The organism is Sulfobacillus harzensis (assembly GCF_012933365.1).
Taxonomy (GTDB): domain Bacteria; phylum Bacillota; class Sulfobacillia; order Sulfobacillales; family Sulfobacillaceae; genus Sulfobacillus_B; species Sulfobacillus_B harzensis.
On sequence record NZ_JABBVZ010000185.1, the window covers coordinates 1 to 3,807 of the forward strand.

The 3,807-nt window shown below is 62.8% G+C and carries 5 protein-coding genes and 1 pseudogene; 3 read left to right on the forward strand and 3 right to left on the reverse strand.

The features are described from left to right. From HIJ39_RS21905 to HIJ39_RS21915, 3 genes are all read left to right on the forward strand, one after another. Window positions 1-459: spore germination protein (locus HIJ39_RS21905; RefSeq protein WP_207711851.1), on the forward strand; the 459-nt coding region annotated here is incomplete at its 5' end. After that, the gene (locus HIJ39_RS21910; protein WP_169103168.1) at window positions 456-1,559 is read left to right on the forward strand and encodes a Ger(x)C family spore germination protein; all 1,104 of its coding nucleotides are present in this window, start codon (window positions 456-458) and stop codon (window positions 1,557-1,559) included. The genes HIJ39_RS21905 and HIJ39_RS21910, both read left to right, overlap by 4 nt. Beyond that, window positions 1,559-2,674, forward strand: coding sequence for a hypothetical protein (locus tag HIJ39_RS21915; protein ID WP_169103169.1), 1,116 nt, complete (start codon window positions 1,559-1,561; stop codon window positions 2,672-2,674). The genes HIJ39_RS21910 and HIJ39_RS21915 overlap by 1 nt, the downstream gene beginning before the upstream one ends. Window positions 2,675-2,835: 161 nt before the next feature. Here HIJ39_RS21915 and HIJ39_RS25335 read toward each other — a convergent pair whose 3' ends face one another. The 3 genes and pseudogenes from HIJ39_RS25335 to HIJ39_RS24415 form a co-directional block, all read right to left on the reverse strand. Further along, on the reverse strand, window positions 2,836-3,012 hold the full coding sequence (locus HIJ39_RS25335; RefSeq protein WP_420824593.1) for a transposase domain-containing protein: 177 nt from the start codon (window positions 3,010-3,012) through the stop codon (window positions 2,836-2,838). Next, a complete protein-coding gene (locus tag HIJ39_RS25340) occupies window positions 2,982-3,245 on the reverse strand; it encodes an IS66 family transposase (protein ID WP_420824592.1) in 264 nt (87 codons plus the stop codon). The genes HIJ39_RS25335 and HIJ39_RS25340 overlap by 31 nt, the downstream gene beginning before the upstream one ends. A 94-nt stretch (window positions 3,246-3,339) precedes the next feature. Then, window positions 3,340-3,807, reverse strand: a pseudogene (locus HIJ39_RS24415) (IS66 family transposase); the annotation flags it as partial.

Here is a 3,807-nt window from a genome sequence, read left to right on the forward strand (position 1 = left end):
AAACCGCTCGCCACCACCATCGGCACCGTCGGCGCCATCGTGGTCGGCACAGCCGTCGTGAAAGCCGGCTTTGTGAGTCCGCAGATTATTGTTGTGATGACCCTCACTGCGCTGAGCTTCTTTACCGCCCCGAGTTACGACTTGACGGGCACCTGGCGCTTGCTCAGTTGGGTGATGCTCGTGGCCGCCTTTGTTTATGGCATCTATGGTCTGGTCCTCGCGACCATCGGTCTCACCATCAAACTGGTGACCGAAACCTCCTTGGGCGTGCCCTATCTGACGCCGCTTGCGCCGTTCCGCGCGGTGGACTGGGCTGACGCCTTGTGGCGGAAGCCCTGGGCGCACTTCGTGGAGCGCCGGACCGAGGCTCGTCCTCAAGACGCGCGGTGGGGTCAGACTCCCTCCCAGCAGCCCGCTTCCGTCCCCCTGCAGCGGGGCCAGATCGATCCCCGGGCATGACCCGCCGACTGCGGTGGGCGGCGGCGCTCTGCACGGCACTCGCCCTCCTCACGGGCTGCTGGGACCAGCGGCCGGTGGAAGGCCGCGGCGTGGTGGAATCGGTCGGCGTGGCGCCCACGGCGACCCCCGGAGTGCGGCAGTGGACGTTTGTCTTCCCCAATCCGACGGAATCGGTCAGCAACCTCGGCACGCTGCCCCCCGACCAGAACCTGTATGCCCTGGCGGTGACGGCCCGGACGTGGACCACCGCGTTGCTCAAGGTCCAACAACAGTCCACGCGCGATTTGTACTTCGGCCAGTTTCGGGTGTTGGTGCTGTCCCCCCGCCTCTCGGCGTCCACCTGGGCCCGACTCATCACGACCTTTAACCGTTCCGGCCGCATTCTCAAAACGTTTTATGTCGTCGCAGGCGATCCCGCGGGCCTCGTCGCCCAAACCCCGACCCTCAGTGAGGGCGGGCCGTTCTATGGGCTCTTTAAATTGCTCGCCTGCCATTGCCAGCCCTTTATGTTCGGTCAACGCGCGTGGCAGGTCTGGGACCGTCTAAAGACGCCCGGGGTCTCCCCCGTGGTACCGCTCATTCGCGTGTCCGCGTCGGAAATCCTCGAAAATCGCCAAATAGCCGTCTTAGGCCCCAAGACCGTCATCCCCTGGTCGCCAGCGGCGTCGGCAGGCTGGGCCTATCTGACCCAGCATGTCGTCAAAGGCGCCCTCACCGTCACGGTCGATGGTCAGCGCATTGGATTGAATCGCCTGCACGGTTCGAGTCACGTGACCGTGGTCGCAGATGCGGCGGGCACGCGCGTGGTGGATCGGCTGTCCTACCGGGCGGCCCTCGAGGACGTTCCGCCCACCCTTCGCTTGACGCCGGCCGAAAAGACCGCCATCGCCCAGGCGGCCAGTCACGCCCTGCTCCGGCTTGGAGACCAAGCCGTGCGGGCAGCCGAGCGCGAACAGGTGGATCCGTTTGGCTGGCACCGCGAGGCGCAGTGGGCACGCAATGCGCCGGGATCACCCTGGCCGATGCCGGTCTCGTGGACCGGATGGACGGTGGATCTCACGGCCAAGGTACATATTGCCAACGAAGGAGTGTCCCAGTAGTGGAGACGGCGGCGAAAGGCCTCAGTCCCCTGGAATATACCACGATGCTTGTCACGGCGATTGTCGGCAATATCATGTTTGTCTGGCCGCACCATGTGGTATCCGCCGCCGGGGAAAACGCCCTGGGGAGCATTGTCGTTCTCATCGCCGCGCTCATGCTCAGTGGACTTCTACACCACCACGCCGTATGGCGGGCGACCCGGCATCGCCTCACCCGCTGCCTTCTGACGAGCGCAGCGGGCCTCAGCCTCACGCTCGTCGTGGGGGTCGATCTGGCCTTACTCGCGTTGTTGCTCCAACTGATGGGGACCTTGTTTTATGCCGACACTCCCCGTTGGGCCCTCCTGTTGCCCTTGTTGGGCATCATGATTTGGGGGGCCGGTATTCGGTTGGATGCACTCGGTCGGCTCACGCAGTTGTGGGTGCCCCTCGGCGGGACCATGTTGGCCTTTGTATCCGCCGTAGCGCTGATCCATGCGACGCATCTGCGGCCCCTGTGGCCGCAGAATTGGTACCTCACCCCGATGGGGCACGGCATCGCCAACATGGCCCACCTCATGCTGCCCGTTGGCCCCGCGGTCGTGGTGCTCGCGCCCCGGGTCAACGCGGCCAGGCATATCGTACGACGCGCGTTTCTTGTCGCGGCGGGAACCATCAGTGTCATGCTGCTCACGATCTACGCGCTGGTGATGATGATGCTGGGGCCCAACGCCATCGTGCAACTACATTGGCCCTTGGTCTACAGTTTGGAGACCATCACCTTGGACAGCACCTTTTTTATTAGCCGTATGGGGCTCGCGGTCATCTTTCTCTGGACCGCAGTCGTGGTGCTGTCGTTTGCGACCCACCTGCGCCTCATCATGCAATGGCTCCTACCCCGCCGGGCGACCCCGCCCATCTGGGGGATCGGTGGGCTTGGCCTGCTCTACAGCCTCGCGGTGGTCGCCTTCCCGACGCCCTCGTCCGCCACGCGCTGGATTCTCCACACGCTCGATCCGATTGCCCTCGGATATTTAATCCTGCAACACGGCCTACTCGCCGTATGGCTCGGAATCGATTCCCTCGCGCAGCGGCGTCGACAACGAACGCGGACGATCGCCCCGATCCAGGAATGACTCCCTGCGCACTTCTCGACGCGGCGACCCAGCTCGGTCGAAGAAGCTTCCTCGGGCTCACCGTGGCGGAAAAGGGGCGAGCGACTGTTGTTCTTCAGTACCGGGGTCAATGTAAGGTGAGCGTCAAATAATCCCCACCTTGCGGTGGGGACCTAAAGGTATCACTGACCCTGGCGAGTGGGCGCTGGCGACTTGAAATCGTCCGGGAGTTCGCTCGACCAGGGCAACAGCGCCTGCCATGTCGCCAAATCGTTGAGGTTGTGATTGGGCAGTTCTTCAAACAAATATTGTAAATAGGCTTGCGGATTCAGCCCGTTTTCTTTCGCCGTTTCGATGATACTGTAGACGAGCGCACAGGCCTTCGCGCCCGCGGCGTATTACTGAAGAGCCTATTACTCCGCCCGATGACAAACGGCTTGATGGCGCGCTCACTCCGGTTGTTGTCAATCTCTAGCCGGCCGCCCAATAAGTATCCTTCCAACTGAGCCCATTGATTCAGGCAATAGGTCACCGGCCTTGCCCACCGCACTGTGTGGCAAGATTTCCGACTGCTGAGCCTCCAGCCACCCATGAAACGCGGACAGAATGGGCGATACGCCGCGCGCGACGCGCGAGGGCCGTGCGGGCCGTACTGGGGCCGGCCCGTTGCCCGGCGGGCAACGCCTTCAAGGCCTCATCGAATTTCCGCCGGGGTGCGTGACCTTCTCGACGTTATGATAGCCGGCATAGCCATCGACCTGGAGATACCCCTCAAATCCGGCGAGAAAGGCCTGGGGATGGGATCCCGCCCGTGTCTTTTGGTAGTCATACAACACAATCGCGGGTCCCTCGCGACCGGTCCGATACAGCTACATGTAGGATTTGGCCTCCGGGGCTCGGCCGTCTTCGTGTAGAACTTGCACGGTCGTTTCGTCCGCTTGCAGAATGTCCTGGACCAACAGATGCCGACGGAGTTCCTGGTAGAGCGGATGGAGCCATTCATGGGCCACATACACCACCCAATTGGCCATCGTTTGACGGGAAATCGGGACCCCCAGCCGCCGCCATTCTTGCTCTTGGCGATAGAGCGGCAACCCCAAGGTGTATTTCTGATGAAGGATATAGGCCATCACGGAGGGACTGGCAAAGCTGCC

Coding starts and splice junctions, on each gene's coding strand:
- HIJ39_RS21910 (WP_169103168.1), top strand. CDS start 456: ATGACCCGCCGACTGCGGTGGGCGGCGGCGCTCTGCACGGCACTCGCC.
- HIJ39_RS25340 (WP_420824592.1), bottom strand. CDS start 3,245: ATGGGTGGCTGGAGGCTCAGCAGTCGGAAATCTTGCCACACAGTGCGG.